The sequence below is a fragment of the Microbispora sp. NPDC049125 genome (assembly GCF_040802045.1).
Classification (GTDB): domain Bacteria; phylum Actinomycetota; class Actinomycetes; order Streptosporangiales; family Streptosporangiaceae; genus Microbispora.
In genome coordinates this window covers 141,021-165,954 of record NZ_JBEZDW010000015.1, presented here as the reverse complement: position 1 = coordinate 165,954, position 24,934 = coordinate 141,021, and the positions used below count along the sequence as shown (strand labels likewise).

Annotated in this window: 24 protein-coding genes; 21 read left to right on the top strand and 3 right to left on the bottom strand. The window is 67.9% G+C overall.

Translation table 11 applies throughout. The features are described from left to right. The first annotated feature begins 155 nt into the window (after positions 1-155). Both AB0B72_RS19905 and AB0B72_RS19900 read left to right on the top strand, forming a co-directional pair. Positions 156-596, top strand: a complete 441-nt coding sequence (locus AB0B72_RS19905) for a hypothetical protein (RefSeq protein WP_367740314.1) — start codon at positions 156-158, stop codon at positions 594-596. 62 nt (positions 597-658) lie between these two features. After that, the gene (locus AB0B72_RS19900; protein WP_367740313.1) at positions 659-1,225 is read left to right on the top strand and encodes a hypothetical protein; all 567 of its coding nucleotides are present in this window, start codon (positions 659-661) and stop codon (positions 1,223-1,225) included. A 75-nt stretch (positions 1,226-1,300) separates the two neighbouring features. Here AB0B72_RS19900 and AB0B72_RS19895 read toward each other — a convergent pair whose 3' ends face one another. Next, entirely contained in the window at positions 1,301-2,995 is a 1,695-nt protein-coding gene (locus AB0B72_RS19895) for a VWA domain-containing protein (RefSeq protein ID WP_367740312.1), read from the bottom strand. A 546-nt stretch (positions 2,996-3,541) separates the two neighbouring features. On the opposite strand from AB0B72_RS19895, the gene AB0B72_RS19890 reads away from it, so the two are divergent. Genes AB0B72_RS19890 through dnaE form a run of 8 tightly spaced genes read left to right on the top strand, consistent with a single transcriptional unit; the run spans position 3,542 to position 9,540 of the window. Then, a complete protein-coding gene (locus AB0B72_RS19890; protein ID WP_367740311.1) occupies positions 3,542-3,931 on the top strand; it encodes an ATP-binding protein in 390 nt (129 codons plus the stop codon). 60 nt (positions 3,932-3,991) lie between these two features. Beyond that, a complete protein-coding gene (locus AB0B72_RS19885) occupies positions 3,992-4,336 on the top strand; it encodes a hypothetical protein (protein WP_367740310.1) in 345 nt (114 codons plus the stop codon). Next, positions 4,333-4,728, top strand: a complete 396-nt coding sequence (locus AB0B72_RS19880; RefSeq protein ID WP_367740309.1) for a hypothetical protein — start codon at positions 4,333-4,335, stop codon at positions 4,726-4,728. Before AB0B72_RS19885 ends, AB0B72_RS19880 begins: the two co-directional genes overlap by 4 nt. Further along, positions 4,718-5,011, top strand: coding sequence for a hypothetical protein (locus AB0B72_RS19875; RefSeq protein ID WP_367740308.1), 294 nt, complete (start codon positions 4,718-4,720; stop codon positions 5,009-5,011). Before AB0B72_RS19880 ends, AB0B72_RS19875 begins: the two co-directional genes overlap by 11 nt. Further along, entirely contained in the window at positions 5,011-5,337 is a 327-nt protein-coding gene (locus AB0B72_RS19870; protein WP_367740307.1) for a hypothetical protein, read from the top strand. Before AB0B72_RS19875 ends, AB0B72_RS19870 begins: the two co-directional genes overlap by 1 nt. Next, positions 5,334-5,684 (top strand): hypothetical protein, encoded by a 351-nt coding sequence (locus tag AB0B72_RS19865; RefSeq protein ID WP_367740306.1) that lies wholly within the window; start codon positions 5,334-5,336, stop codon positions 5,682-5,684. The genes AB0B72_RS19870 and AB0B72_RS19865 overlap by 4 nt, the downstream gene beginning before the upstream one ends. Beyond that, positions 5,678-6,007, top strand: a complete 330-nt coding sequence (locus tag AB0B72_RS19860; protein WP_367740305.1) for a hypothetical protein — start codon at positions 5,678-5,680, stop codon at positions 6,005-6,007. Before AB0B72_RS19865 ends, AB0B72_RS19860 begins: the two co-directional genes overlap by 7 nt. After that, positions 6,001-9,540, top strand: a complete 3,540-nt coding sequence (dnaE, locus tag AB0B72_RS19855; protein WP_367740315.1) for a DNA polymerase III subunit alpha — start codon at positions 6,001-6,003, stop codon at positions 9,538-9,540. Before AB0B72_RS19860 ends, dnaE begins: the two co-directional genes overlap by 7 nt. A 9-nt stretch (positions 9,541-9,549) precedes the next feature. Here the strand turns inward: dnaE and AB0B72_RS19850 are convergent, their stop codons facing one another. Then, complete coding sequence (locus AB0B72_RS19850) at positions 9,550-10,050, bottom strand: bifunctional DNA primase/polymerase (protein ID WP_367740304.1); 501 nt, start codon at positions 10,048-10,050, stop codon at positions 9,550-9,552. 29 nt (positions 10,051-10,079) lie between these two features. Beyond that, positions 10,080-10,448, bottom strand: a complete 369-nt coding sequence (locus AB0B72_RS19845) for a hypothetical protein (RefSeq protein ID WP_367740303.1) — start codon at positions 10,446-10,448, stop codon at positions 10,080-10,082. 220 nt (positions 10,449-10,668) lie between these two features. Here AB0B72_RS19845 and AB0B72_RS19840 point away from each other — a divergent pair, with 220 nt between their 5' ends. From AB0B72_RS19840 to AB0B72_RS19790, 11 genes are all read left to right on the top strand, one after another. Continuing rightward, on the top strand, positions 10,669-15,687 hold the full coding sequence (locus AB0B72_RS19840) for a helicase-related protein (RefSeq protein ID WP_367740302.1): 5,019 nt from the start codon (positions 10,669-10,671) through the stop codon (positions 15,685-15,687). Between the two features lie 154 nt (positions 15,688-15,841). Then, the gene (locus AB0B72_RS19835; RefSeq protein WP_367740301.1) at positions 15,842-16,111 is read left to right on the top strand and encodes a hypothetical protein; all 270 of its coding nucleotides are present in this window, start codon (positions 15,842-15,844) and stop codon (positions 16,109-16,111) included. Then, entirely contained in the window at positions 16,108-17,244 is a 1,137-nt protein-coding gene (dnaN, locus tag AB0B72_RS19830; RefSeq protein ID WP_367740300.1) for a DNA polymerase III subunit beta, read from the top strand. Before AB0B72_RS19835 ends, dnaN begins: the two co-directional genes overlap by 4 nt. 301 nt (positions 17,245-17,545) lie before the next feature. After that, a complete protein-coding gene (locus tag AB0B72_RS19825) occupies positions 17,546-17,758 on the top strand; it encodes a hypothetical protein (protein ID WP_367740299.1) in 213 nt (70 codons plus the stop codon). Positions 17,759-17,863: 105 nt separating this feature from the next. After that, positions 17,864-18,607, top strand: a complete 744-nt coding sequence (locus AB0B72_RS19820) for a hypothetical protein (RefSeq protein ID WP_367740298.1) — start codon at positions 17,864-17,866, stop codon at positions 18,605-18,607. A 5-nt stretch (positions 18,608-18,612) separates the two neighbouring features. Then, positions 18,613-19,050, top strand: coding sequence for a hypothetical protein (locus tag AB0B72_RS19815; protein ID WP_367740297.1), 438 nt, complete (start codon positions 18,613-18,615; stop codon positions 19,048-19,050). A gap of 127 nt (positions 19,051-19,177) precedes the next feature. After that, positions 19,178-19,321 carry a hypothetical protein gene (locus tag AB0B72_RS19810; RefSeq protein WP_367740296.1) on the top strand — a complete coding sequence of 48 codons (144 nt, stop codon included), beginning with the start codon at positions 19,178-19,180 and terminating at the stop codon, positions 19,319-19,321. A 539-nt stretch (positions 19,322-19,860) separates the two neighbouring features. Then, on the top strand, positions 19,861-20,094 hold the full coding sequence (locus AB0B72_RS19805) for a hypothetical protein (RefSeq protein ID WP_367740294.1): 234 nt from the start codon (positions 19,861-19,863) through the stop codon (positions 20,092-20,094). Next, entirely contained in the window at positions 20,091-21,818 is a 1,728-nt protein-coding gene (locus tag AB0B72_RS19800; protein ID WP_367740293.1) for a hypothetical protein, read from the top strand. Before AB0B72_RS19805 ends, AB0B72_RS19800 begins: the two co-directional genes overlap by 4 nt. Positions 21,819-22,018: 200 nt before the next feature. Next, positions 22,019-22,333, top strand: coding sequence for a hypothetical protein (locus tag AB0B72_RS19795; protein WP_367740292.1), 315 nt, complete (start codon positions 22,019-22,021; stop codon positions 22,331-22,333). Between the two features lie 188 nt (positions 22,334-22,521). Then, a complete protein-coding gene (locus tag AB0B72_RS19790) occupies positions 22,522-24,924 on the top strand; it encodes a phage portal protein (protein ID WP_367740291.1) in 2,403 nt (800 codons plus the stop codon). Positions 24,925-24,934 lie beyond the last annotated feature (10 nt).

The window sequence follows — 24,934 nt, the reverse complement described above, 5'->3', positions numbered from 1 at the left end:
TCTTTGAGCCCATCCGCTGCTGCCGGCGGGTCTCTTTGGTTTTGTGGCCCGAGCTCGTCCGGTGGTTATGGCTTTGTTGGGGTGCGTCCCCGCCCTGTCGGGGCCGCGCGCTACGTTTTCACCGAAGAAGAACACCCACCCCCACTGGAGGCACAATGCACGAGACCGCACCCCCGCAGACCCTCACGACCGCCGCGCTCGCCGCCATCATGGCGAAGCTCTCCGAGGCGGGGCTGAAGGCCGAGTACATCGAGGACAGCGCATGCGGTGACCGGCTCGACCTGATCCTGGTCGACGGCCGCTACACCGTGAACATCCAGCTCGCCGACGACTTCAGCGAGGGCCTGTCCGGTTTCGACACAGGAATGCGGGGCGTGCTCGACGTCTCCCCCGACGAGTGGGTGTACGTCGTGTACACCACCAGGTGGGCGCCGCTGCCGGACGGCGCGGAAGACGCCACGCTGAGGGCCGTCGTCGCCGGGGCGGCCGCGGCCGCCGGTGCCGCCCGGGGCGTCTACGAGGAGGCGACGGCGAAGCTGGAGCGCGAGGCGACCCAGGAGGACGCCCTGTACGGCGACCCGGCGGCTGAGGGATGACGCTTTCGTCGCAGTTGTGGCCGAGTAGCGCTGCGAAGCGCGTCCTGGTTTTCAACGCCGTCATGTCGGTGGAACTGGTCGTGCTTGCGGTGTCGCTGGGGCAGCGGGGCCACTGGGTGTGGGTTGCCGTCGTCGCCATCGTGGCGGCGATGCTGTGGCTGGGGTACTTCATGATCAGCCGCACAATGACGTCCCTGGACGGAGAAATCGGTCAGGAGCTCCGCGCGCTGGTGGACCGGCTTCCGTCAGACTCATTCGTCGACGACGGCGAGGTGGCGTTTTTTGTCCGTCCGGGGCGCCGCAGTCTCAAGGAGGTCATCCTCACTCGGAGGTTCCTCGGCGACTTCGCCGACGCCGCTTCCGACCTCGACGGGGGTGCGCAAGTCAGCACCCTGTCATTCGAGGAGTTCTTGATCAGCGGGCACGCCCCTGTGGTGATCGAGCGGTATCAGCACGCTGATGTCGTGAAGCGGGGACCGGACGGGAGGCTGGTTCGCGTAGCCCCCGACGTGAGACTAGGGGACTTGCACCGTCTGTTTTCGTTCCGCCTGCGAACCCGGGCGGGCCTGATGTCCGAGAGCGAGGTGCGCGAGCTGGTCGAGCAGTTGCGTGATGCGCTCGACAGCTAGACGTCGCGGCGGCGAAGAACGCTGAGAGGGCGGCCCCGAACGGGACCGCCCTCTCAGCGTGTGTACCCACCTATTCTAGGCGGCGGCTTCGCTATCACGTGTGTTCATCCACGGCCAGTTCGCGCGCTGACCGGCCTCGATGAGCGGGATGAGGTCGAAGGACAGGTCGTTCAGCCCGCACAGTTCGTGGATGTTCGGGAAGCCCGCGGGGATCGCCGACGGCTGGTATCCGGCGATGTTGAACACGAACAGCGGGACCCCCGCGGGCACAGCCTGGTGGATGGTCACTGGGTCTTGGCCGGAGAAGCTGTGGTGGCCGGGACCGGCGGCTTGCTCGTCGGACAAGATGATGATGCGGTCGTGGCCGTTGAATGCCGTCCTGAGAGCTGACCACATTTTGGTGCCGTGCCCCACGTATCCGATGTACCGGGTGAATTCCCGGACTTGCTGGAGAACCGACACGTAGCCGGGCGGGACGTGGAACTGGAAGGTGTAGTCGGCGAAGCCGCACACGTCGACTTTGCCGGGGTTGCGCGCGGCCAGGGCAATGCCGAACAGGGCGGCGGTGTGGATGTACTGCATGGACGAATGGTCGCTCACCTCGTGGCGCATGCTGGCGGAGGTGTCGATCAGGACCAGGGTTCGGCCGGGCAGCTCTGGGATGCGGGGCAGCGCGGCCGTCAAGGCGTCGGCCAGGGGCTGGCGCCAGCGGTCGGAGTCGGTGTTGAGGTAGGCCGCCAGGACCTTCATCGGCAGGATGCGGGCGCGTTCGACCTCGTCGGGGTTGGCGAGTTGCGCGGCCACTTCGGCGGCGAACTCGTCGGGGATGCCCGCGCGATCGAACTTGCGGAGGTTGTTGAGGCGGGCCTCGTACCGCATGAGGCGAAGCGCGACGATCCACGCTTCGGTGTCCATGCCGGTCTCCAGCCACCCGGTGAGGGCCTTCCAGCTCATCCCGGCCTGGCGCAGCCGGTATGTCGCCTCGGGCCCCCAGGAGCGCAGCAGGTCGCGCCGCTGGTCGGCGGGGACGGCCATGAGTTCGGTGAAGGATCGGATTGTCGCGAGCTGCTCGGGGATTGGCTTGTCGCGGTTGTGGCGCCGGTCAAGCAGGTAAGCCAGTAGGGCGCCTTGTTCGGTGCCGCGGATTGCCGGGCGGTGCGTGGCGGGCCGGATGAGTTCGACGACGTCGCCGAACCGTACGGCGGCCTCGCGGCTGTCCCAGTTCAGGGTGGACCGCTGGTTGTACAGGCGGTAGACGGCGTCGGCCAGGCCGCGGCGCAGGCCTTTGGGAAGGGTGAGGGGCCGCAGGTGGCGTTCGTAGCGCGCGGAGGCGTACGAGGTGAGCCACATGTTGAGCAGGGTGCCGGGTTCGTCGGCGCGGTCGACCGCGGCGTTGACGGCCTGGCGGGTGTAGCCGGGAAGTTTGGCTTCCTGGCGGGCGCGCGCCATGGCGGTGGCCGCTACCAGGGGTGCGGTGCGCATGTGGGCGTGCCGCCGCAGGTGCCGGATGCAGCCGGTCATCCATTCGGGGTTGTCGCGGCCGATTGTGCGGGCGAGGCCGGTGAAGCGGGACAGCCGGGCATCGGCCGTCTCATAGAAGGACCCTTCGGTCGGCATGCTGACGCCGAGGAGGAGGAAGTCCGACAGGAGGTCGCGGGTGTATCCGGCGGCGCCTTCGTAGGTGAGGGTTTCAGGTTCGGCCAGGGCGCGGATGGGGCCGCCCCCGGTGGGGCGTGCCGCGTTGCTGGTGCGCCGGTTGAGTTTCGACACCGCCGGTGTTCCTCTCTGAGGGCTTCACGGCGCGCCCGAATCAAGGTGACGGCGGGACTTGTTGCCATCAACCCCCGGCGAACCGGCGAACCGGGAACCGGGGACAGGAGTCGAACCTGCGATCCCAAAAGGATGTACCCGTCGTCTGCATCCCGGGCGCACCGCGAAGTGTCGGGGCCCCTCCCGAATCACGTCGGCGGCGGTGTACTGGACCAATAACGAGTTGGATGTAGCCGTCGCCTGCATCCCGGGAGGGAGTGGTTCTGAAAGTACAGGTACGGGAGGGGCGGGAAGGCGCGGCGCGCCTTACTTGACCGGACTAAGTACCTGTCTTTTCGTTGTGCTTGCAGGTTGAGCGGGGTACACCAGGGTTACGGCCGGACGAGCGACCCGGCAGCCCGCTGTGGAGGACGCCATGAGACGAATGAGGCTGACGGAAGGCCGCCGGGGGATGGCGAAGACGTTACGCCGTCCGGCGATTCCCCTAGATCGCGAACCGGTATATCAGGGGTACCGCGCGCCGCGGCACGACCGACAGGACCTCCGATGAAGGCGATCATCCGAGAGCAGTTTCCCGGCACCGCCGCGGCTGTGCAGTGCGCCCGCACCTTCATCGCTGACGCTCTTGGCGGGCGCGGCCGCGCTGACGACGCGGTCCTCCTGGTTTCAGAGCTGGCTACCAATGCGGTCCGCCACACCGTTTCCGGGGCGCCGGGTGGGGTGTTCGAAGTCGACGTACTGGTCGACGGGGCTTGCGTTCACGTGGAGGTTCACGACGGCGGCGGCTCCGGCGCGCCGTGCGTCCGCGCGCGCGACGACGACGCGATGAACGGCCGCGGGGTTGCCATCATGGAGGCTCTCGCGGACCGGTGGGGGTACTACCGCGATGAGGCGGGGGCGGTCGTGTGGTTCGAGCTTGACTCCCTTGCCGCATAGAGCTAAGTACCTGTAGTATCGGGGGTGTTCGGGATGAGCGCCCCGAGAGCAGGAGGACTTATGACGATTCCCCAGCCTCTTCAGCAGGCCTTAGACGCCATCACCGCGGAGACTTGTGAGCGCCTCGGCGGCATTCACGACATCGTCTACGCCGAAGTGGCGAACTTGCATCAGGTGACCTTCGCCCTCGACGGCGGCCAGCTCCCGGGCCGGGTCGGGCGGATCCGCTACCTCCCCCACCTTGCGGACTACTCGCCCTACATCGTCTCCGCCTGGAGTGTCAGAAGTGACTCCCAGCGATGCGGCTGGGCTGGGCACTCTACGGCCATTCGGCTCGACGATGTCGACCGGGAGCTGCGCGGCTGCGCCGCCTTCGCCGGGATGTGGGCGGAGCGCACCCGATGAAGCTGTTCCGAGGTTCCCCCATGTCCAGCCTGGCCACCTACGCACGCCTCATGGCCGCCCCGGAGATCAAGCGCCGCTCGTATTGGCGCCCGCTGATCGGAGGCGACAACTGGGCGATTCTGGTCATCTGGCGCGGCCGTGCCGGTGAGCCGCCCGAGAGGCCGCAACGCGCCCCCGCTCCGATGCTCAACCCCGACTGGCTGGAGCGCTCCGGCGCCGGACTCCAACCGAAGGACCTGCTGTACAAGCGCATCCGCGACCGGCTCCGCGCTCACACGCAGGACCGCGATCCCCTCACCGCCGAAGACGCCGCCGCAATCGCTGCGGCGGCGGCATGGGCGGCGATGCAGGAGCTCAACTACATCCCCCAGGAGGACACCAATGGATGCTGACCCCAGCGACGAGCGCCCCGAAGGTTGCCCCCCGTGGTGCGTCACCGATCACCCGCTCAACGAAATGCACGCCTCGGAGATCACCTACTACGACACTAGCGACCAGTACGGCCGGGTCGGCTGGTGGCGGCAGAAGTGGGACGACACCCCGGAGTACGTCTGCCTCACCACGATGAACCGTCGCAGCGTGCGCCTGGACCCCGTCATGAACGCCGAGGCGTGCCAGCAGCTCGCCGACGCACTCAGCGCCGAGGCGGCGCGCCTGCGCGAGGTGAACGGCTGATGGCCGCCAGGAAAGCCAAGCCCCCCTACCAGCCTGGGGACAAGGTGCAGGGGCTGGTCTGGGACAACGGCACAACCCTCGCGACCGGGATGGTGGTGTCGTGCGAGCAGCAGCCGCCGTTCGTGTGCAACTGGTGCCGTGTGCACGTGACCCCTCCGCCCGAAGGGCTGGGCGGCCACACCGACTCCTGCGACTGCGACTGCCACCAACTCCCACCCCAGCCCGTCGAGTGGGTCGTGAAGGCCGACATGGGCGTCGACGGCGTGAAGGAATACCGCAACGTCAACTCCAAGGGCGAGTCCGACTACCTGGGGCGGGCGGCGTGAGCGAGCTCCACGGGGACTGGCGGGTCACCCCCGAACCGCAGGCGCCGCCGAGCTACGAGCACATCGAGCGCACCGCCGCCGACACGCCGCCGTTCAGCAACTCCACCGAAGGCGACGCCTGGACTGGCCGGTGGTGTGACACCTGCAAACACGACCGCACCGGGCGCGGCGGCAAACACGGGCCGGGCTGCCCGCTCCTGCTGTACGCCTACCTAGGCAAGACCCCGGCGGAGTGGAAGCCGACCGGCGAGGGAGAGCTTTCCCTTCGCTACGACTGCAAGCATTACCTGGCCGACCCGGAGACGGGCGTGGCCGAGGGAACAAGGCCACGTTCACGCCAATGCTGATCAATACGGCTCTCATCTGCCACTGGTGGGAGCCTTCCGACCGGCCCGGGGACAAGCTGTTCGTCCCCGGGTGCTGGCCCCGCCTGTACGACCCAGAGGGACCGTGTGAATGCACTCCGGCGGTCGCCGAGATTGCCGAGATGCGTCGGGAGCGCCGCGAGCTCACCCGAGAGCGTGACCGTCTCCAGCGTCAGTACAGCGCGCTGCTAGCGGCTGTCAGCGGCCGACCGGACTCTGCGGAGATCCACGAGAAGGCCGCGCAGTATTTCCGCATTACCCAGGACGTTGCCGAGCAGAACGAGCGCGAGAGGGGAGAATCATGAAGAGCTTTACACACTTGCACGTTCACACCGAATATTCGATGCTCGACGGCGCCGCCAAGCTGGACCTTTTGGCGGGCGAGGCCGCCCGGCAGGGCATGCCCGCTATCGCGATGAGCGACCACGGGAACATGCACGGCGCTTACGCCTTCCACAAGAAGGTCACCGCGGCCGGAGTCAAGCCGATCATCGGCATTGAGGCGTATGTCGCGCCGGAGTCCCGCCACCACAAGAAGCCAGTGTTCTGGGGGAACACCGGTCGCGCGTCCAGCGACACCTCAGGCGAGGGCGGTGACGTCTCCGGCGGCGGCGCGTTCCTGCACATGACGATGCTCGCGGAGAACGCCGCCGGGTTGCGGAATTTGTTCCGGCTGTCGTCTTTGGCTTCCCTGGAGGGCTTCTACCGCAAGCCCAGGATGGACAGGGAGCTCATATCCGCCTACGCCGAGGGTGTCATCGCGACGACCGGGTGCCCGTCCGGGGAGGTTCAGACCCGCCTGCGGCTTGGGCAGTACGACAAGGCGCTACGGGCGGCCGCCGACTACCAGGACATTTTCGGCAAGGGGAACTTCTTCCTGGAGCTCATGGACCACGGGCTGGACATTGAGCGGCGGGTCCGGGACGGCCTCCTGAGGATTTCCAAGGCGCTGGGGCTGCCCCCGCTGGCGACCAACGACTCGCACTACGTCACTGAGGATCAGGCTGACGCCCACGACAGCCTGTTGTGTGTCGGCGTCGGCCGGACCAAGGACGACCCTGACCGGTTCCGCTTCAACGGCTCGGGCTACTACCTGAAGAGCGCCGCGGAGATGCGGGACATGTGGGACCAGTCCGTGCCTGGGGCGTGCGACAACACCCTGGTGATTGCCGAGCGCGTCGGGTCGTATGACGAGGTGTTCGCACCCCGCGAGCTCATGCCGCGTTTCCCCGTCCCGGAGGGGTACACCCCGAATTCATGGCTGCGCGCTGAGGTCGCCCGGGGGGTGCGGGAGCGGTTCGGCGACACCCCCTCCCAGGAGGTGATGGACCGCCTGGACTACGAGCTCGGCGTCATCGAGAACATGGGGTTCTCCTCCTACTTCCTGATCGTCGCCGACATCTGCCGCTACGCGCGGGACAACGGCATCGCGGTCGGCCCCGGGCGGGGCAGCGCGACGGGCTCCATGGTTGCCTATGTCACCCGGATCACCGAGCTCGATCCCATCGAGCATTCCCTGCTGTTCGAGCGGTTCCTCAACCCGGACCGCGTGTCGATGCCCGACGTCGACCTCGACTTCGACGAGCGGCGCCGCGCCGACATGATCCGGTATGTCGCCGAGAAGTACGGCGAGGCCAGTTTCGCGCAGATCGTCACGTTCAGCACGATCAAGGCGAAGGCGGCCGTCAAGGACGCCTGCCGGATTCTCGGGCTTCCCTACGCGCTCGGCGAGAAGATCTCCAAGGCGTTCCCCCCTGCTACGCAAGGCGTCGAAATCCCCCTGTCGGGCATCTCCGACCCCAAGCACCCCCGGTACGGCGAGGCCGGGGAGTTGCGCTCCCTGTACGAGTGCGACTACTCCGCCAAGCAGGTCATCGACACCGCCCGCGGACTGGAAGGCCTCACCCGCGGCACCGGCGTACACGCCGCCGGGGTCATCCTGTCCGCCGAACCATTGCTCGATGTCCTGCCCGTGTCCCGCCGCGAGTCCGACGGCGCCGTCATCACGCAGTTCGACTACCCGACCTGCGAAAGCATCGGCCTGTTGAAGATGGACTTCCTGGGCCTGCGCAACCTCACCGTCATCGACGACTGCCTGAAGATGATCGAGGTGAACGCTGGGAAGCGAATAGACCTGCTGACTCTCCCCCTCGACGACCCCGCCACCTATGCGCTACTGGCCCGCGGGGAAACCCTGGGGATCTTCCAGCTCGACGGCAGCGGAATGCGCGCCCTGCTTCACATGATCCGCCCGGATGCGTTCGAGGACATCGCCGCCGCCCTGGCGCTATACCGCCCCGGGCCGATGGCGGCGAACTCGCACGTCAACTACGCGCTGCGGAAGAACGGGAAGCAGCCCATCACCCCAATCCACCCGGAGCTGGAGGAGCCGCTCAGCGAGATCCTCGGCGAGACCTACGGTCTGATCGTCTACCAGGAGCAGGTCATGGCCATCGCGCAGAAGGTCGCCGGGTTCTCCCTGAGCCGCGCCGACCTGCTCCGCCGCGCCATGGGGAAGAAGAAGAAGGCCGAACTGGACAAGCAGTACGAGGCGTTTGAGCAGGGCATGCGGGACAACGGCTATTCGGCCGAAGCAGTCAAGACCCTGTGGGACATCCTGCTCCCCTTCTCCGACTACGCCTTCAACAAGTCGCACACCGCCGGGTACGGGCTGGTGTCGTACTGGACGGCCTACCTCAAGGCCAATCACCCCGCGGAGTACATGGCGGCGCTGCTGACCAGCGTCGGGGGTGACAAGGACAAGGCAGCCCCCTACCTCAACGAGTGCCGCCGGATGGGCATCAAGGTGCTTCCACCGGACGTGAACGACTCCGACCGCGTCTTCACCCCACAAGGCACCAACATCCGGTTCGGCCTGTCAGCCGTCCGCAACGTCGGCGATGCCGTTGTGTCCGGCATCTTGTCGGCGCGCGCCGAGAAGGGCCCCTTCGTGGAGTTCGGTGATTTCCTCCGGAAGTCGCCGCCGGTCGTCTGCAACAAACGCGCAGTCGAGTCGTTGATCAAGGCGGGCGCTTTCGATTCGTTCCCCCACTCCCGCAAGGGCCTGTTCATCGTCCACGAGCAGGCCGTCGAAGCGACGGCCGGGGTCAAAAAGAAGGAGGCCGCCGGGATGGGCTCCCTGTTCGAAGCCATCACGGGGGTCCCGGACCAGGTCGTGGACGTGCGCATCCCGGCGGGAGAGTGGGACAAGGCGACGTTGTTGCAGTTCGAGCGGGAGATGCTCGGCCTGTACGTCTCCGACCACCCCTTGTCCGGCATGGAGGACGTCCTCCGGGCGGCTTCCGATTGCACTATCGCCGCCCTCTACGACGAGAGCCGTCCCGACGGGCAGACCGTGAAGGTCGGCGGCATCCTGAGCAGCGTCCAGCGGAAGGTCACCCGGAAGGGCGACATGATGGCCGTCGCCACGCTGGAGGACTTGGAAGGCAGCATCGAGATGGTGGTGTTCCCCGCCGCCTACCAGCTTTACGGCGCGAGCCTGATCGGTGATGCGGTCGTCTTCGTGACGGGCCGCCTCGACCGGCGGGACGAAACGGTCAAGCTGATCGCCGCCGACGTGGTATCCCCCAAGCCGGTGAATGACGCGCCGCCCCCGCTCGCAGTGGGGATAGCTTTCGACACCTGCCGCCCTCCGCTGATCAGACGCCTCAAAGAGGTGCTGGCCGCGCACCCTGGGCCGACGGAGGTTCATCTCCACGTGCACAACGGGCCGCGCACGACCGTCATGCGGCTCGAAGATGAGTTGCGCGTGGACCCGTCGTCGGCACTCAAGGGTGATCTGAAGCAGCTCCTCGGTCCGGCCTGCCTGGCGGTGTGAGGATGTCACTCACCTGCTGAGCAGGTCGGCTATCCACGTTGGCAACTCCGCGAAGGGCATGTCCTGTTCGATGGTGTAGCGCCGCCCGGCCACCATGGAACCTGGACCGATGAGGAATCCGCCGCGCCCGCCGCGGCCGGGGCCGCGCGTATCGATTCCCGGCCCCAGCGGTGACCTCCCGCCGGATGTACTGCCGATGAGATGCCCCGGCGGTGCCCGGAAGTACAGGTGGAGACCGCCGGACGGGGTCCGGGCGGTGAAGGTGTCGGGCCATGGGCGGCCGCGCGCGGCGCACAGGTTGGCGAGGACCTGTGCGCCGTCGGCGTCCTCATGACGGTCGAGGTCGAGCCCGACGATCTGGTTTAGCCAGCACCCGACGCCGATGTTGTCGCCGGGCCGCCACGCCTTGCGAACCTCATCTTCGGTATGCAGGCCGTGGCGTTGCCATCCCCGCCGGTCGGGCGCACGGCCGCCCGGCGGCAGGGGGAACACCGCAATTCCGCGGGCCAAGAGCGGTAGCGGGTCGGGGGCTGGTCCAGTCAACAGATACACCCGGCGTCGTAGCCAACCAGCGAGAGGCTGCCGCCGCACTCCTCGCAACCGTCTTCGTCGAAGCCGTCGTCACTGTCGCCGTTTTCCCATTCGCCGTGCCGCCATCCCGAGCACTGGCCGTTGTAGCAGCCGCACCCGGGACACTCGGGGCAGATCATGCCGACGGTCCACCCGCACACCTCGCAGAGAATCTCGTTGGCCGGGTCGGTCATGATGGCCACAGCCTCGCGCGGGGTTTCCTCCCGCCCTTCCAGCCACTCCATGAGCTCGGCGCGGACGGCGGTGTAGGTCTGGTCAGGCCGGTGCGGCATGAGTTCGCGAACAGCACGGCCAAGATCGCGGTTGTTGTGCGTCATGTCTCATCCATCCCGCGGGGCGCCCACGCTCATCCCCGCCAGGTCGAGAGCGCGCCGGTAAACAGGCGCTGAAGGCCGTAGGTGGGGTGCTGCTCGCCGTCGAACGACACTTTCCCGCTGAGCGGCGTTCCTGCGTGGGCGGAAACGACCAGGGGTGGGCTGGAGCAGCAGCCCGGTTCCTTCAGCATAGCGGGAGCCGCTGGCGTTCCGCTATCGGCAGTTGACCTGTTCATTGCCCAGGCCGCTAAGTACCTGTATTATCAGTGGTGACACGTCTCGGACGAGCGACCCGAGGCAGGACGGAGGCCCCATGCTTGACATTTCCGCGCCTGAAATCCCCACTGGCGCCCTCACTCTGGCCCGGCGCAATCTCGCCGCCCTCGAAACCCTCTGGGAGCTCGACGACACGCCGACGCCCGCCCAGCTCGACGCACTCCGCGGGTGGATCGGCTGGGGGCCACTCGCCACCGCTTTCAACAAACGCCAAACCCTCAAGGGGTCGTGGATCGACATTCAGGACCGCCTCCTGGAGGGGCTGTCGGCGTCGGCGGAACTGGCCGCCCGGCAGGCGGTCGACGTGGCCTTCTACACGACGCCGACGCTCACCCGGGCCATCTGGCGGGTGGCGGAGGCGCTGGGCTTCTCCGGTGGCCTGACCTTGGAGCCCGGGTGCGGCGCGGGAGCTTTCATGGGAGAGGTCCCGCCGGGCCTGCCGGTCGAGTGGTTCGGCGTGGAGAAGGACGAGACGAGCGCCCGGATCGCGCAACTTCTTCACCCGCATGCCCGCATCATCAGCGCACCCCTGGAGCAGACGAGCTTGCGGCCAGGCACGTTCGACCTGGTCGTCGGGAACGTTCCGTTCGCAAAAGACGCCCCCTACGACCCGACATGGCCCGACGACCTTCCGCAGTTGAACCTGCACAACTACTTCATGTGGCGGGCCATCCAGGCGACCCGGCCCGGCGGGCTCATCATGTTGCTGACCTCGCGGTACACCATGGACTCCGGCGACGGCTTCGCCCGGAAGCTCTTCAACCAGGACGCGGCGTTCGTCGGGGCGATCCGGCTGCCGACGGGCGCGTTCGGCGAGAACGGCACGGGGGCTGTAGCTGACCTGGTGGTGCTGCGGCGCCGGACCGGCAGCGAGGGCGCCGCCGACGAGTGGCTTAACGCCGATGTCGTCGACGAACTCCACACGACCATCAACACGTACTGGCGGCGCCACCCGGAGATGGTGCTGGGGCGAATGGAAGCCAAGGCCGCCGCCCAGTACGGCCACACCATTGAGATCGTCGCCCCCGAGGGGGCCGACCTCACCGAACTCATTGCGGGGGCAGGTACGCGCCTGGTCGCGGAGGCCGCCGAACGCGGGCTGTTCTGGGAGCCGCGGGAAGACCCCGCGGCGGCGAACGTCGTGCTCGACAACGACGGCGCCATGGAGGGCCGGTTCGAAGTCCTGTCCGACGGCACCGTGACGCAGGTCATCAACGGCGAGCCAGTCATCCGGGAACGCGCCACCGACGAGCTGAAGGAGCTCATCTTCCTGCGGGACGCCGCCGAGGCCCTGTTCGCCGCCGAGGCCGACCCCGACCGGCCGGACGCGGAAATCACCCCGGTCCGGGAACATGCCCGCCACCTCTACAACACCTACGTCGGGCGGTACGGGCCGCTGAACCGCAACACCCTGGTGGAGCGGGCGGCCAAGCCCGACGACATCCTCGAAGGCCGCGCCGTGCCGTCGGCGAAGCCTGTGGCCGACCTGAGCGAGTTCGACCCGGCGTTGTGCGACGCCGAGGGTCGCCGGTGGGTGACGTTGACGCGGCAGCGCCCCCCGATGGGCGGGTTCCGTTCCGACCCGGGGTTCGTGACGGTTCTGGCGATCGAGACATGGGACGACGACACCCTGTTCGCCGCCCCGGCGCCGATCCTGCTGCGGCGGGTCAACTCGCGGCCGGTACGCAAGGCGTTCGCCGACGACCCCGCCGAGGCCATCGCCTTGTGCCTGGACGAGCTGGGCCGGTTTTCGCTGCCGCGGGTAGCGGAGCTGCTTCAGGTGCCCGAGGCGGACGCCGCAGGGCAGGTTGCGGGCCTGGCGTTCCACGACCCGGGGAGCCGGGAGTGGGTGACGGCGGAGGAATACCTGTCCGGTGACGTGCGGGTGAAGCTGCGCGAGGCCCGCGCCGCCGCGGAAGCCGACCCGGCCCGGTGGGGTGGCAACGTGCGCGCCCTGGAGGAGGTTCAGCCGAAAGACCTCGGCCCGGCGGAGATCCGCGCCCGGCTGGGCGCGCCGTGGGTGCCCGCCTCGGACGTCCAAGCATTCATCGCGGAGACGTTCGACACCAACCCGGCGTACATCGACATCCACCATGACCCGGTGACGGCCACGTGGGACGTCAAAAGCTACGCCGTCTCCCAGACTCGCGCCGCGACCCGCACGTACGGTACGGACCGCGTCCACGCGGTCCGGCTGATCGAGCTGGCCTTGAACGGTTCGGGGCCGGTCGTCTACGACACGCACAAGGTGAACGGCAAGAAGATCCGGGTCCGTAACCACGAGGCCACCCAGGTTGCCGAGGAACGCCAGAAAGCGCTCCAGGACAAATTCGGGCAGTGGATCTGGTCGGACCCGGAGCGCACTGCGCGGCTGTGCCGGTACTACAACGACACCTACAACGCGCACCGGGCGCGCACCTTCGACGGTTCCTATCTGACGTTCCCCGGCCTGCTCGCGGGGTTCAACCCGTACCAGCACCAAAAGGACATGGTGGCGCGGATGATCGCGACTCCGTCCGTGCTGTGCGGGCACACGGTCGGCGGCGGCAAGACGGCCATCATGGCGATGGGCAGTCAGACGCTCCGCCGCCTCGGGCTGATCAAAAAGCCGCTGATCACCGTGCCGAATCACCTGCTGGAGCAAACCGCCGCCGAGCTGCGTCGCCTGTACCCGGCCGCCCGGGTCCTCATGGTGACCAAGGACGACCTGAGCAAGGAGCGGCGCGCCATGTTCGCCGCCCGGGTCGCCGCGGTCGACTGGGACTTCGTCGTCATGACCCACCAGCAGTTCGGCGCGATCCCCGTCTCCCCGGACCTGGAGGCTGAGTACCTGGCCGATACGATCGACCAGCTCACCGAGGCCGTCATGGTCGACGGCGTGGCGAAGTCGCCGACGGCGAAGCACATCGCCGGGATGATCCGGAAGCTGGACAAGCGGTACAAGGAGCTGCGAGCCAGCACTGACGAACCCGTCGGCGGCCTGTACTTCGACCGGCTGGGCATCGACTACGTCCTGGCGGACGAGGCGCACGCCTTCAAGAACCTGTTCGCGCCGTCGGCAATGGAGGGCTTCAGCTTCCCCGCCTCCAAGCGCGCCGAGCACCTTTTCCTGGTGACGACGTGGCTGCGGCGCCGCAATCGGCACGGTAGGGCGCTGGCCATGTTCACCGGCACCCCCGTCAGCAACTCCCTTGTGGAGGTGTGGACGCTGATGCGGTACCTGTCGCCGGAGACGCTGACCAGGCTGGGCTTGGCCGCGTTCGAGGCGTTCGTCGGGCAACACGTCATCTTCGAGTCGAAGATCGAGGTGGCGCCGGACGGCAGCGGGTTCCGGCTGCACCGCCGCCCGGCCCGGTTCACCAACGTGCCTGAGCTGCGGCTCGGCCTGTCGCAATTCGCCGACATCCGCACCCGCCGCCACCTGAAGCTGGGCGGGCCGCGGATCGTGAACCGACTGGTGCGCGAGTTCGAACCGGCGCCGGAGCACGCCGACGTCACCGGCAAGCTGGTCTGGCGGGCCGACCAGATTCGCCGCGGCCGAGTCAAGCCGAAGGAAGACAACATGCTGTCGGTGTGCTCCGACGGCCGGAAGGCGGCGCTGTGGCTGCCGCTAGTCGGCGTGAAGCCGTCCGCCCCGGGGAAGATCGAGGGCTTGGTCGCGGAGGTTGCGCGGATCTACCACGCCAACAAAGACCGGGCGTTCCCCGACTTGAAGGCGGGACTGCTGTTCGGCGACACCCTTGGCGCCCTCCAGGTGGTGTTCTGCGACCTCGGCACCCCCAACCCGGAGCGCGGAGACCAGGTGTACGGCGAGGTGAGGCGTCAGCTCATCGAAGCCGGGGTGCCCGACCGTATGATCCGGCTCATTCATGACGCGCGGACCCCCTTGGAACTCAAACGGCTGTTACAGCAGTGCCGGGACGGGGAGGTTGCCGTCCTGCTGACGTCCACGGAGAAAGCCGGGACGGGCGTCAACATCCAGGACCGCCTAGTAGCGATCCACCATCTGGACGCGCCCTGGCGGCCGTCGGATGTAGAGCAGCGCGACGGCCGCGGCGAACGCCCAGGCAACCTGTGCGACCTGCTCGAAATCATCCGGTACGTCACGCAACGGTCCTTCGACGCCTACATGTGGCAAACCCTGGTCAGGAAAGCCGAGTTCATCTGGCAGGTGCTCTGCGGCGACACCGACGTCCGCGAGGTCGACGACATTTCCTCCGACCAGGTGCTCGACTACCACCAGATCTTGGCCGTCACCACCGGGCAGGAGATTCTGCTGGAGCTCGCGCAGGTGGAGGCGGAGGTGGCGCGGCTCCAAAACCTCGCCGCCGAGCACAGCCGCAACCGCCGCTCCACCGAGTCGGAAATCGCCTACAACCAGGCGCAAGCCGAGGAGTTCCGGACCTCGGCCACCCTGTTGGACGACATCGTTCAGGCGTCCGCCGACGCTGACCGCGTGTACCGGCGAGTCGACGGCGCGATCGTCGAGGACGAGGAGGAAGCCGCGAAGGCGCTCGGCGAGGCCGCCCGAACTTCCCGCGCGCAGAAGCGGGAGGTGTCGGCCGGGAGGTGGCGCGGCGTGAACGTACAGTTCAGCGTGCTGTGGTGGAAGAACAAGGCGGAGATGCACGTGAAGCTGTCGCACCCGCGGCGGTTCAACCGCCACTACGACGTTGTGGTTACCGCCATGTCGTACCGGAAGGGCAACGAGGCCGACCTGTTGCATGTCCTCGACTCGGTTCTAGACCGGGCGGCTGAGCGGGCCGCGTTCATGCGCGAGAACGCCGCATATTCCGCCGCCCGGGTCGAGGAGATCAAGCCGAACCTTGAAGGCGAGTTTGCCGAGGCGGCCGCCCTGGAGGCGGCTCTCGCCCGGCGGGAAGAGATCCGGCTGGAGATCGCCGCGCAGGCCGACGCCGTCCCCGGAAACGGTGAGGACGTGGACGCCGCACCGGTCGCGGCGTGAGGCCGCGACGCTAGAACGGGCCCGGCGGCACCGTGAGAGGAGTGCGGCGCCGCCGGGTAACCAAAGGGGAAGGGAGCCATTCCTTGCCCCGTGAGCTAAGTACATGTAGATTCAATTTGCCGGGACGAGCGACCCCGGCGAGCAGAGGAGAACCATGACCGCGACCTCGCCGTTTCGGCGCGCAGTTCCAACCCTGTCCTGCCGCGACACCAGCGGTGATTCCGACGCATGCCCTGGAGGGGAAATGGCCCGTTTCAAGGAGAACCTCGTCACCGTCCGCAACAACGACGGCACCACTGAGACCGTGCTCGGCGTTGAGATGAACGGCGGCGTGATGGTGCCGCTGATCGGCATCGACGACGAGATCGCCAGCATCTACGCCACTCCGGCCAGCGGCGGCACGGACGGGCAGGTGAGCTCATGAAGTTCACCTGCGAGTACCGCGACCTCGCCGCTGGCCTCGGTTGGGTGGCCCGCACCCTCCCGGCCAAAGCGGCGCACGTGATCCTCAACGGTTTACTGTTCGAGGTCGACGACGACGGCGTGCTTCACGTGTCGGCGTTCGACTACGAGCAGTCGGCCGCCGCGGTGGTCCCGACGGTGACCTCCTCTCCCGGCCGGGCGGTTTTGCCGGGCAAGCTCTTGAAGGCGATTCTCGACAAGAGCCCGAAGGAGTCTTTCGAGGTCGTCGCCGACGACGGGGTCGCCACGGTGACCTGCGGGCGCGTCCGCCTGGAGATCCCCCTCATGCCGATCGAGTCGTATCCGGCCCTGCCGCCGTTCAGCGACCTGCGGTACGCGGGGGCGATGGACGGAGACGCCTTCGCCTCGGCGGTCAACCAGGTCGCATTCGCCACCTCCAACGACTCATCGACGCCCCAGCTCACCACCGTCCTGTTGACCTTCGAGCCGGACCAGGTCGCATTCCTGGGTTCCGACCGGCATCGCATGGGGCTTCGCCTGGTCGAGTTCGACTCCGCTGAGGGGTTGACGAGCTGCGTGCTCGTTCCGCCGCGCCTCCTGGTGGATGCGGCCCGCATCGCGCAGGGGCGCTCCGTAGAGGTGTACCTCAGCGACCGGGAGGTGGTCGACGAGATCGAGGTTCACCGGCGCATCGGCGTGAAGATCGGGGGGCGGAGCGCGACTTCGACGGTCCTCGCCCGGCAGTTCCAGGTTCCGTACACCTCGTTCCTGTTGCCGACGGAGGGTCGGACGGTGGCGACCTTCGACGTCGCCGATCTGAAGGCGGCGATGGAGCGGGCGCGGCTCGTGCTCAACCCCGTCGAGTCCATCGCACTGGAGATCACTTCGGAAGGGATGGAGCTGCGGGGAGGCTCGGAGGCCCGGCTGATCGAGCCCGTTGCGGCGAATGTCGAGGGGGACGAGGTGACGGTGCTGCTCAACCCGTCGTTCATGGTGGACGGCTTGGATGCGATCGGTACGCAGGTGGCGCGGCTGACCGTGCAGGAGCCGCGACGGCCGGTCATGCTCACGCCGTCATGGAACGGGGGCGAGGTTCCCTACCGGTACATCATGATGCCGGTCAGTCCTTCCTAGACCCGCGCGCTAAGTACCTGTAAGATAGCTCTGGTTAGCAAGGACGTCCCAGGGAGAACCATGGAAGTTGGCAGTAGCACCCCCACCGCGGCAAGCCGTGCGGTCGCCTGGGGGCGGCGGTACGGGCTCCACGAGACGGCCCTGGGCATGCTGTTCGGCCTGGCGAGCGGCGCGATTTGCGTCAGTCGCCTCGGCTGGCCCGTATGGGTGTGGGGTGCGGTCTACGTGGGCCTGTACCTTGCGATAGTGCAGGTGCACTACACGATGCGCCAACGTCGGCGCGCTGCCGCCCGGGGGGAAAGTGGAGTTCGTCGATCTCGATTTGCGCGACGGGACGGCCGTCATCGAGCACCGGCTGGGGACGGAGGAGCTCGCTGTTTGGGTAAAACGACCTGACGGGGAGCTTGTGCAGCCGTTTTTGGCCGTACCGCTCGACGCGCAGCGGGTTGAGGTTTGCTTCGTGCCGGGCGTGCCGGTTGCGGCCGTTGTCGTGGAGGCGAACCATGGCGACTGAGGTCTCGCAGAAAGACGCCGGTTCGGCAATATTGAACTGGCGCTAAATACCTGTACAATCAGGAACGATTGCACGAGCGACGCGATCTAGAAAAGGAGGAATCTCATGGGCACTACTACTTCCGCACCTCGCACGCCCACCCGGTTCGACAGTGTGGCGAAGCTGGAGCTGCTGGACAAGCACCCGCCCACGCGGGACATGCTGAACGACATTCGCGACCCGGAGGAGTGCTTCGTTGCCGCCTCCCGGATCGCCCGGGAGACCAAGCGGTCCACCGAGGAGATGGACGATCTTCGGGAACGGCGGCGCCGCTCCCTTGCCGCACTGCACTACAAGTGCGGCTGGAACAAGATGGACATCCTGCGCTGGATCACCCCGGAGGGCGAGAAGTTGGACCGGCGTGTCGTCGACTTCGCCATCGACTATGTCGACGACGAGAACGACCTTCCGGAGGTTCTCGACGACTGCGAGATCCAGGAGAGGGGCTGGGACGCCGACAACCTTCCGGAGGGGTACTGGTCGGAGCGGTTCGCCCAGGACGAGGCCCGCGAGACCACTCACCTGTACATCTACCAGGACAAGCGCGGCACCACCGCCCGCGAAGTCATGCGGGTCATGGTGCAGTGGATGACCTCCGAGGAAGCCGTCCTCGGCAAGGTCTGGACCAACTCCGAGCTGGCCAAGCTGTCCGGCTACCCGTCGGCGCGGATCGGCCAGATCCGCAAGGGCACCACCAACGCCTGGAAGCAGGCCCGCCGAGCCGAGGAGCGGGCGCGTAACCCTCAGGGCCGCAAGCCCCGCGCCAGGAAGGCCGCCCAGGCGGCCGACCAGGTCAAGGCGGTTGCCTAGCTGTGGTGTCGGCGCAGGAGTACCACCGCATTCTTGCGGCGCAGATGAGCGAGGAGGCCTTGGACCGGGAGGTCCGGGGCCTCCTCGATGCGTTGGGCTTAGGTCTATGGCGAGTCCACCTGCCCGACGGGACCGGCGGCTACGTCCCCGGGTTCACCGACCTGGAGATAGTCGGCTACGGGACCACTTTGTACCGGGAGCTGAAAAGCGAGTCGGGTCGGCTCAGCCCCTACCAGCGTGCTTTTATGGAACGGCTCCGTTACAACGGGGCGGATGTCGACGTGTGGCGCCCCCGCGACTGGTACTCACGCCGCATTCATCGGGAGTTGGAAGCCGTCGCCGGGCCAGTGGAAGTTCAAGCCCTGGAGAGACAGCGCCATGCCCGATTCAAAGCCGAAGTTCGCAAGCGTGGAAGCCGTCGCGGCTTTCGCCGGTCAGCTTGAGACTGAGCATCTTCTCTGCCGGACGCTCCGGCACCCGTGGAGCGACCTGAAGTCCTCGATCAAGGACCTTGGTGGCGGACGGATCGAATGGACGATGGAGTGCGACCGGTGTACCGCGCTCAAGGTGATGACCTGGGAGCCCGACGGAACGGTCTCCCGGGTCCGGTACGCCTACCCTGACGGGTACACCTCCAACGGCATGGGGCGGGTTACCTCGGGCGGAATGAAGGCGATGCGCGTCGCCATGCGAGGCCGGGTCAACTACCGGTGAAGATTCCCGCGATCCTGGCGTTCTGCGATCAGTGCATGTTCGACCGGCGCGTGAAGGTTCCCGCGGTTCACTCCGGCCTCGTGGTGTTGTTCGGCGTGGAGGCGGAGCTCGACCTGTGCGAGTCGTGTGCCCTGTCGTTGACGGGGCCGCTCTTTCGCCTGCTCGACGCGGTCGGGCACCGCGCCTCACGCCCCGGTCGCGCTAGTTCTGACCCGGCCCGCCCCCGGTCGGCGAGCGGGAATGGCAAGTGGCGGTGTTCCACCGACAAACTCATGGTCGTCTGCGGGCACTGCGGTAACCGTGTCCGGGCCCGTAAGCGCACTGAGCATGCCGGGTATCACGGTATGGACCCGTGGGGAATCACCTGGGACTTCGGGCCGGATGTGACGGAGTTGTGGTGGTGTTCCTGCGGGATGCCGTTCCCTAGCCTGCACGGCCGCGGGGGTCATGTCCGTTCGACTGGTCACGCGCCGGGCCCCGACCAGCCGAGCATTGCCAGGCCGCGACCTTAGCGGCGGTCGCAGGCGACATTTGGCCGCGTGGGAGAGGTCGTATCGCTGGCTGAGGCGCGCGCCGAGCGGGCTCGCGCCGCGGAGCTGAGCTCGCGCGTCGTCATGCACCCGGCGCTGCGTTGGGTGCGCGCCGGGGACCCTGTATGGGCTCATCGACGGCTACGTGACGGCCGGACGGCGTGCGGCAAGACGGGGCCGCTCACCCTGGCCGACCGCACGGTGGCGCGTTGCCCCGGCTGCTACCGGGCCGCCCAGCGGTGAACGTTGTCGGCGCGGCCAACGAGCACGTGAAGGGCCGCTCGAAGGAAGCCTCGCGGCTGTTCGCCGACCTGATGGCTGCTCCCCCGCCGGTGCGGCGCCGGTTCATGTCGACCTTGGCGGCGCCGGAGCTCGCGCAGGTCCTCGCCGTGGCCGCCCGGGAAGGCGGCACGCCGTTCTACTTGTGGCAGGACGACCCGGTCGGGTTCATCGAGGACGTCTTGCGGGAAAACATGTGGTCCAAGCCGCGGGAGATCCTCACCGCGCTGGCTGCCAAGCGTCGCGTCGCCGTCCCGTCCTGCTTCGACTCCGGCAAGTCGTGGTCGGCCGCCCGGTGTGCGCTGTGGTTCGCCTTCACCAACCCCATCGGCGTGGCCAAAGTGGTGACGATCGCCCCGCTGTGGAGGCAGGTCGTCCGCCAGTTGTGGCCGGAGATCCGGCGCGCCCACTCCCGGGCGGGCCTGCCGGGTGTGGTGGACACCGCGCAGCTCAAGGTGACCGACTCCCGGGGCCTGGAGACTGTCATCGCCTACGGCATGTCCGCGGCGCCATACAACGAGGCGGCCGTCCAGGGTATACATAGTCCCCGGCTAATGCTGCTGGTGGACGAGGCTGGTGGCATCTCCCCGATCATCGGCCGGAACCTTCGAGCGGCCCTGGTCGGCCAGGACACGTCGATGCTGGCCATCGGCAACCCCCCGACCGACGACGAGGGGTCATGGTTTGAGGGCCTGTGCGCGCTCGACTCCATCGTCACCATCCCGATCGACGCCTATGAGACGCCGAACCTGTCCGGGGAGAAGACGCCGCGGTGCCGGTCCTGCCCGGATGAGGTGCCCGAGCACGCCGTGGCGACACACCTGGTGGACGAGGACTGGGTGCGCGACACCCTCGCCGAGCACGGCGAGGACAGTAACTACTGCCAGGCCAAGGTCTTCGCGAGGTTCCCGAAGGGCGGCCCGTCGCGGGCGCTCCCGGCCGCGTGGGTGGACGCCGCCGCGGCCGCGGAAGAGCCTGACGACCACGACACGGTCCGGCTGTGCGACCTGGGGCTGCTGGACGAAACCGAGCAGTGGGCGGTCCGCAAGGGCGCGTGGATTCGGCTCGGCGTCGACGTTGCGGCCGACGGCGGCGACGAGTTCGTGATCTCCAGGTGTGTCGGCGACCTTGTGACGGTGCAGTATGTCGGCGTCGGGTCGGCCAACGCCAACAGCACGGACGTCGCCGGGGTAGTCCTGCGGGAGATCAACAGGGCGGAAGCGCTGCGGGAGGCCTTGGACTCCACGGCGCCCGTCCGTGTGAAGATCGACGCCATTGGTATCGGCTGGGGCGTCGCCGGAACGCTGACCGCCTGGGGCACCGAAGAGCTCCACCACGCCGAAATCGTCCCAGTCGACGTGCGGGAGAAGACCGAACGCGAGCCCGACATCGCCACGCTCCGGCCGTACCGCAAACGGGACGAGATGTGGCTGGCTCTCCGGGCGCTCATCCAGCCGCGCGGTTCGGGCTCCGGCGTGCTACGGCTGCGCGTCGACCGGCGCGCCCTCGCGCAGCTCCGCGCCCCCAACATGGGCACCAACCCGTCGGGGTTCACCGTCATCGAGTCGAAGAAGTCGATGCGCGAGCGCGGCCTTTCTTCCCCTGACCGCGGCGAGGCGGTGCTGTTGAGCGTCTACGAGCCGCACGGCAGCCGGAAGAAGAAAAAGGCAAAGCTCATCGTCTGCTAGGGAATCTTTACCGGCGACGCTTTCGCGGGGGTACGCAACCCTACGCGGCCGGGTCTACCGTGTCCTCAGATAGCCGGTAACCCACCTCCGCAAAGGCCGGACCCACTCCGGTCTGCTCGCCCCCTACGCCCACCCCAGGGGTCCACCATTCGGCGCTACGGCGCCGCATACCAATTCCACCCTTGGGAGGGCACTACTCCATGCCCGTGGCCGACTACAGCGAGGACCACGTCTGGGACTTCGCCGCGATCGTTCGAGGAACCGAACGTCAGGCTCGGCGCGCCGTCCTGCGCCACTCCATCCGGGTACCCAAAGAGACCAAGATCGAGGTCTTGGAGGTGTACTGCACTCAGTGCCGCCGCCCCTATGAAGACGTCGTCGGCGAGCCGTGCGTCGCCGCCGAGTCCAACGAGCACTTGCGGGGCGGGCCGATCGGCGAACGCAAGAAGCGCACGCACAACCACAACTGCGAGCTGCTCGGTTGCGACCAAGGCCCGGAGGTCGCCGCCGGATGACGACACGAAAAAACGCCCGATTCACCCCCCGGCACTGGTCCTGCGCGGGGATCGGGCGTTTCTTCGGGAGAATGCCAAAACCCTCGCGACCGTATCACGCCTGAAGCGCCCGGTCGCCGTTGCTTACGCCGCGACCTAAGCGGCTGCGGCCCCCTACCTTCCCAGCGTGAGACGGCGGGAGGGGGCCGGTGCAAATCCGTGATGCGGTCAAACGGCTGTGGCCTGCCAACCGGGGGGCCGCTGCCGGGCCGCGCGATGCCAGCAAGGTAGTCCTCGCCGACTACTACGCCGCCCTTTCGGCCGCGGGGGTCTACAGCGGCTACCGCGCCCGACCCTGGCCGGTGGAGCGGGCCGTCAGCGAGGCCTACGAACGGATCATCTACGTTCACAAGGCCGTCGAAGCCATCGCCGGGCATTCCTCCCAGCTCACCTTCGAGCTGAAGCAGGACGGCGACCTGGTCGACGATCACCCGCTGCTGCGCGTGCTCAACAAAAGGGCCAACCCTCTCGAAACAGGCAGGCAGTTCAGGAAGCGCCTCGCGTCTCAGATCTTGCTCAGCAAGAAGGGCGCGTTCGTCGAGGTCACCAGAAGCCGCGGCGGCGACATCGTGCGCATGGACCTGTTGCCGCCCGGCCGCATGAAAATCATTCCGGGTAACGGTGACCAGCTCATCAGCCATTACGAGCTGACGCAGTCCGACGGCACGACGCGGCGGATCGACCCGGAGAACGTCCGCTGGTTCCGGGAGCCTCACCCGCTAGATCCATTCAGCGGAGTGACGCCGCTGGAGGCGGCGGGGCTGAGCGTCGAACTGGACTTTTATGCCCGTTTGTACAATGTTGCGTTCTTGCGTAACGACGCAAGGCCTGGCGGGGTTATCGCCATCGGCGGCGAGCTCGACGAGTCCGACATGGACCGCATTGAGGACAAGTTCGGCAAGGGGCCGACCGAGGCGGGCAAGCTGACCGTTATCGCTGGCGACGTGTCGTACGTGGACCTGGCGACCCGGCCGCGCGACATGGCGTATGAGGCGATGGCCAAGTCCGCCCGCAACGAGATCTTGACGGCTTTCGGCGTGCCGGAGTCCCTGCTAGGCCACGCGGCGGAGCGCACGTTCGACAACGCTGACGCCGAGCTTTACGCCTACTGGACGATCACGATGCCGCCGTTCTTGAACCTCCTCCTCACGGGGTTCGACGAGGACAGCGACGACGACCTCGAAGGCACCTTTGACTTGTCGCACGTCGAGGTGCTCCAGCGCGCGGCCATCGCCCGCCGGGACGAGGCGCGCAAGGAGTACGAGCTTGGGCTGATCAGTATCAACGAATACCGTGAGCTGTCCGGCCGGGAGCCGTTCGACATGCCGCGGGCGCGGTCCCTGTGGGTGACCTCCGGCAAGCAGCTCGTCCCCACCTCCGACAAGGACGCCAAGGCCCTGGACGAGGAGGCGATGAAGAAGTTCGAGGAGGCGCAGCGCCTGGCGCCGCCGGTCGGCACAACCGCCCAGCAGCAGCAGATCGGCAATGGCAACCGGCCGGTCCCGCCCGGCCGCCCCGACCTTCCCGGTGGCCGGAACCCCAAGCCGCTGCCGCCCGGCGCGTCCGCCGGGCGCTCCCCCGCGGGGCAGAAGGCGCTTGCCGCGCTGCCCGGCGGGGGGCAGGCCGCGCCGGTCGCCCGGCCGGTCATGAAGCTGATCCGCACCGGCGACTCCAAGGCGGCCGCCGTAGAGTCGGCCCCGGACGAAGCCGCGCGGGCCCGGCTGGAGGTCGCCCTGGCGGCGGCGCTGGCCGGGCTGGGTGTCCGCCTGGTCGAGCGGTCCGCGGCGCGCCTGGCCTCCCCCAAGGCGCGCAAGGGCACCAGGCACTGGGTGGCCCGCTACGAGGTGGACACGGGGGTGGGCACCAAGCAGCTCGACGCGGTTGTCGCGGTTGACGCCGACCGGTGGGCTAGCGAGGCCGAAGATGCGGCCCGGCCGCTCGTGGAAGCCGCCGCGGTCACCGCCGCCGCGGCCCTGGCCGCCGAGCTGGCCCCCGAATCGCCCACTCCCGTACTGGACACGCTGATCGGCGCCGGGGCGGTCGCGACGACCGTCCAGGAGGTGGTGGCCATGGTCGGGAACGCCGCCCGGCGCCACGCCAGCGCCATAGCGGAGCGGGTGGCCGCGGCCGACGCCGACGGTGTCGACATTGACACCCTGGTTCTGACCGCGCGCAGCGAGGCCGGACGTATCCCGGCATGGTCGGAAAACGTAGCCACGCAAGCTGCGACGGCGGCCATCTCGGGGGCGCGGGATGCCGCGGCGGATGCCATCACTGTGGTAAACCCCGGTAAGTTCATCGACAGGACGTGGCGTACCCGTGGGGATGCGACAGTGCGCCACTCCCACAAGGGGGCTGCTGGGCAGATTCGCCCGGTCGGCGAGTCGTTTGACGTCGGCGCCGCGCTATTGCGCTACCCCGGCGACCCGCTTGGGCCGCCCGGGGAGACCCGCAACTGCCGGTGCTGGCTGGTCCATCGCGCGCGCGCCACCGGGCAGTTCGTACCGGCCCCGCCGGGGTCAGTTGTGCGAGCCGACCAGAGAGCATCATGATCAGAAGGCT

What these genes read in the sequence shown, in the direction of transcription:
- AB0B72_RS19860 (WP_367740305.1), top strand. Translation starts at nt 5,678, where the DNA reads ATGCTGATCAATACGGCTCTCATCTGCCACTGGTGGGAGCCTTCCGAC.
- AB0B72_RS19875 (WP_367740308.1), top strand. Translation starts at nt 4,718, where the DNA reads ATGGATGCTGACCCCAGCGACGAGCGCCCCGAAGGTTGCCCCCCGTGG.
- AB0B72_RS19795 (WP_367740292.1), top strand. Translation starts at nt 22,019, where the DNA reads ATGCCCGTGGCCGACTACAGCGAGGACCACGTCTGGGACTTCGCCGCG.
- AB0B72_RS19820 (WP_367740298.1), top strand. Translation starts at nt 17,864, where the DNA reads ATGGGCACTACTACTTCCGCACCTCGCACGCCCACCCGGTTCGACAGT.
- AB0B72_RS19905 (WP_367740314.1), top strand. Translation starts at nt 156, where the DNA reads ATGCACGAGACCGCACCCCCGCAGACCCTCACGACCGCCGCGCTCGCC.
- AB0B72_RS19845 (WP_367740303.1), bottom strand. Translation starts at nt 10,448, where the DNA reads ATGACGCACAACAACCGCGATCTTGGCCGTGCTGTTCGCGAACTCATG.
- AB0B72_RS19900 (WP_367740313.1), top strand. Translation starts at nt 659, where the DNA reads ATGTCGGTGGAACTGGTCGTGCTTGCGGTGTCGCTGGGGCAGCGGGGC.
- dnaN (WP_367740300.1), top strand. Translation starts at nt 16,108, where the DNA reads ATGAAGTTCACCTGCGAGTACCGCGACCTCGCCGCTGGCCTCGGTTGG.
- AB0B72_RS19880 (WP_367740309.1), top strand. Translation starts at nt 4,333, where the DNA reads ATGAAGCTGTTCCGAGGTTCCCCCATGTCCAGCCTGGCCACCTACGCA.
- AB0B72_RS19835 (WP_367740301.1), top strand. Translation starts at nt 15,842, where the DNA reads ATGACCGCGACCTCGCCGTTTCGGCGCGCAGTTCCAACCCTGTCCTGC.
- AB0B72_RS19870 (WP_367740307.1), top strand. Translation starts at nt 5,011, where the DNA reads ATGGCCGCCAGGAAAGCCAAGCCCCCCTACCAGCCTGGGGACAAGGTG.
- AB0B72_RS19885 (WP_367740310.1), top strand. Translation starts at nt 3,992, where the DNA reads ATGACGATTCCCCAGCCTCTTCAGCAGGCCTTAGACGCCATCACCGCG.
- AB0B72_RS19810 (WP_367740296.1), top strand. Translation starts at nt 19,178, where the DNA reads ATGACCTGGGAGCCCGACGGAACGGTCTCCCGGGTCCGGTACGCCTAC.
- AB0B72_RS19890 (WP_367740311.1), top strand. Translation starts at nt 3,542, where the DNA reads ATGAAGGCGATCATCCGAGAGCAGTTTCCCGGCACCGCCGCGGCTGTG.